This is a genomic window from Microcystis sp. LE19-84.1B, from assembly GCF_027531875.1.
Classification (GTDB): domain Bacteria; phylum Cyanobacteriota; class Cyanobacteriia; order Cyanobacteriales; family Microcystaceae; genus Microcystis; species Microcystis panniformis.
This window is the reverse complement of the sequence record NZ_JAPZSR010000219.1, coordinates 1-3,566: the sequence shown is the minus strand read 5'-3', so window position 1 is coordinate 3,566 and position 3,566 is coordinate 1. Positions and strand designations below refer to the sequence as shown.

At 38.8% G+C, this 3,566-nt stretch carries 3 protein-coding genes; 1 reads left to right on the top strand and 2 read right to left on the bottom strand.

Annotated features, from left to right (window positions below):
- Positions 1 to 135: 135 nt before the first annotated feature.
- Positions 136 to 1,809: a pentapeptide repeat-containing protein gene (locus tag O9324_RS12790; RefSeq protein WP_288140385.1), complete on the bottom strand. Its 1,674-nt coding sequence runs from the start codon at positions 1,807 to 1,809 to the stop codon at positions 136 to 138.
- 429 nt (positions 1,810 to 2,238) lie between these two features.
- Positions 2,239 to 2,529 carry a DUF2288 domain-containing protein gene (locus O9324_RS12785; protein WP_002745388.1) on the bottom strand — a complete coding sequence of 97 codons (291 nt, stop codon included), beginning with the start codon at positions 2,527 to 2,529 and terminating at the stop codon, positions 2,239 to 2,241.
- A gap of 135 nt (positions 2,530 to 2,664) precedes the next feature.
- On the opposite strand from O9324_RS12785, the gene O9324_RS12780 reads away from it, so the two are divergent.
- Positions 2,665 to 3,237: a TetR/AcrR family transcriptional regulator gene (locus tag O9324_RS12780; protein WP_288140384.1), complete on the top strand. Its 573-nt coding sequence runs from the start codon at positions 2,665 to 2,667 to the stop codon at positions 3,235 to 3,237.
- Positions 3,238 to 3,566: the final 329 nt, after the last annotated feature.

Here is a 3,566-nt window from a genome sequence, read left to right as displayed (position 1 = left end):
TACAGCTACATCAAATGTTCCAAAAAAATATAGAAGAGCTAATGCAAATTAGCCGCTATCGGTTGAAGGATTACATCAAAGGACAAAGAGCTATATCGCTTGCCCTATCTACCTTCTAGCTCGCTTGTCCCCCTCTCAGTTAGAGGAGTCAAGCAATGTAGTAATAAGCTCTTGACTCAAAATGGCATCATTGAAATTGGTATCCGCATCAATACTCCAATTTTGAATATTGATATTTTTGAACTTTGCTCTCGAAAAATCCGTTCCGTGAGCTTTAGCATTAGCGAGGTTAACATTTTGTAGTTTTGCGCGGTGGAATGTAGCATTTGTGAGGTCAGAATTAGAAAAGTCACAATTACTTAGTATGGATTGACTAAACTGAGCATCTAACAAGTTTGTTTTACTAAAGGATGTCCCCAATATCTTCTGAAATTCTAAAATTATTCCATAGAAGATGAAATATAACACCAACGCAAGAAATAAGGCTATAACAGCAATAAAAATTCCCCAAAGAAAGCTTCCTTTTGTAAATTCATTAAACGTAGCTATTGACGCAAATGCGAACCCATCCATAGCCACATACATAACCGGAGAAAAAAGTAATACCGATAGCACATTATCAAATATTGGTGCTAACGAGAATATGAACAAAAATGTAAAAGTGATTCCCAATGAAAATATAAGAGAACCCACAACTGCACCAGCAAACTCAATTAAAGAAGCATTTACAAACTTAAACGCTACCGCACTAGCAAACACTCCCTGAATCAGAATCCCAAAGACAACTGCCATTAAAATAATTTCTTGAGTGCGGCTTCGTCCCGCCTTCACACCTGAAAAATTGGCTCCTTCAAGGTTGGCATTGGTGAAATCACAACCGCGAATATCGGCATTGCGAAAGTTTGCTCCTACTAAGTTTTGATCATCTTTAAATGAGTAATTCCGTAGATCTTGATTGGAGAAATCAAGCCATCCAGTCTTTGCTTTTCTACTCCAAATAACATCATCGAATTTTGTATTATCATTGATTCTACAATTCTGAATGTACGCTCCCTTAAAGATTGCACCTGAAAAATCTGTACCGTCAGCATTGATGTTAGTTAAAACAGAATTTCGTAAGTTTGCTTTGTAAAATTTAGCGTTACTGATATCAGAATTGGAAAAGTCACAACCAGTTAACGTGGATTGAATAAACTGAGCGTAGGAAAGATTTGCCTTGGTGAACGATGTTCCTGTTGCTCGTTGAAATGTACGAACTGCCAATACAATTCCAAACCATGTTAGCCAACTGCAAAATATGGCTAGACTAAAGTAAAAAATTCCTCCAAAAATATTCCCTTTTATAAATTCTCCAAATCCCATCTTTCCTAAAATTATAATTACTCCCACAAACACAGCAACTATGGATTGACCCATTGGCAAATCCTTATGGTGTGTTTTTGTAATCAGGCGAAATAATAAATACAAAAAACACAATAAAACCCCACTCCCAAACGCAACACATCCTGCAAATAAACCGTTAAATGTGGTTACATTCGCAAAAATTTTTTCAAATATAAATGTAGCCAAAACCCCAAAGGCGAAGATAGCGACTGCAATAGAAATAAGTGTTTCTGTAATCACACACGAAATCAGAATAACCTGTTGCCTGAGACTTTTACCTGTCCTTACACCTGAAAAATCGGCTCCTTCGAGGTTGGCATTGGTGAAATCACAACCGCGAATATCGGCATTGCGAAAGTTTGCTCCTGCAAGGTTTTCTCCTGCAAACGAGCGGTTGCTTAGACTTTGATTGGAGAAATTAGTCATAATCGTCGAAATAATGACTGGTATGGTACAAAACAACGCTAGTGTTTATCAACTATTTCACGGCACAGGGATCTTCATAGCAATGTTTGGGGATTTTTGTCAATTGTTTTTGATCTAGAGCGAACTAATCAATTATCTCTTGCCAGATAAGGATTTAGTCGATTTATGCCCCCCTATCGAACCAGACCAAGTAACGAAGATCCTTTTTTCTTTCATTTCTTGACACAACTTCTCTATTTTACCATAGCAGGACTTATTTACGTCTCAAATTGAATTGCTATACATCATAAGGGACTTGCGTAGGAATAATATCCCAGCCAGAAAATCGCTCTCTAGAAGAACCAGACCAGCCAGATGGTACATTATCAAAGCGCAAGTCCCTAACTACTCTAGAAGAGCCAAGTTTTTCAACAATTCCTATTTTTTCATCTAAGCTATGGTCTGAATTAACACAAAAGGTTGCACGATTAGTGTATTAAAAAGGTTATCGGGATGGGAATTCCAATCGCTTAACTGCTCTTGTGTCGGTTTTTCTAGTAGTTTTTCCCCGATCCAATTCTGCACTTGAGCAACCTGATCACCAGCGATCGCTTCTGCCACTTCGATTAAATTGAGGGAATCGGAAACCAGGATCAGCGCATCCCTTTGAGCATGGGGGATCAAGTCACTCCACTCCACTTCGGCTAATTCCTCTAATAACTGCTCGTGAATATTACCCATACTGTCAATCCTTGCGAAAAAGCTCGCTCAATAACGAATTAGCTCCTCTTTCTAGCATACAGGCAAAGGGACAGCCCATTTCCCCATTCATAGTAATATTAAGCTAAAATATAACGAACGTTCGATATTAAACTTATGCCTAAGATAGTAGATGTAGAACAATACCGAAAAGAACTCCTCTTAAAAAGTGCCGAACTCTTTGCCGAAAAAGGCTATGCTGACATGACGACGAGAGAATTAGCGCAAGGATTGGGAGTGTCCACGGGAACGCTGTACCACTACTTTCCCAGTAAAGCGGCACTTTTCGAGCAATTAGTCGAGGAGATGTGCCGAGAGGATGTTTTATTAGCTAAAGCTGAGATTGATCGAGGAAAAACCCTGATAGAAAAGCTAAAAATTCTCGGACAATTTATGACTAATCGCGAGGATTCCTGCATCAAACAATTATTCTTATGGATTGATTATTCTCAATACCAAGGACGAGAAGAACTGAGTCGTAGTCAACTTTTTGAGCGCGTTGATCGCCGCTATCATCAGGCAGTAATCAAGATTTTAGGTATTAGCGATCCGAGTGTAGCTTGGTTAGTTGTCAGCGTTATTAATGGACTAATATTAGAGCGCCTGTGGTGCAATGAACAGATTGCGATCAATGAACAAATGGAATTATTAGGTAAAATTCTTACTACTTATTTGCAGGAAAACTGTTAACGGCTTTTCGGGACTTGGTATGGTTCGCTCTGGGGGCATAAATCGACTAAATCCTTATCTGGCAAGAGATTTAATTGATTAGTTCGCTCCAGATCGCAAACAATTGACAAAAATTGCGGCAATGTCTCTCTCTATAAGGGTTTCATTCCTTATAACCCCGTCCATTGCATAACAAAAACCGAAGAACCAGAAATAGAGTGGTTAGGACAACCACTCAAAATTTTAAAATGTTACCTTCATTCTATCAGGCTTGTTTACAGGCGAACCTTAGCGAGGCGAGCTATTTGACCTTACAGATCCTAATCCTGCTCTTACAAAGTCATCGGATA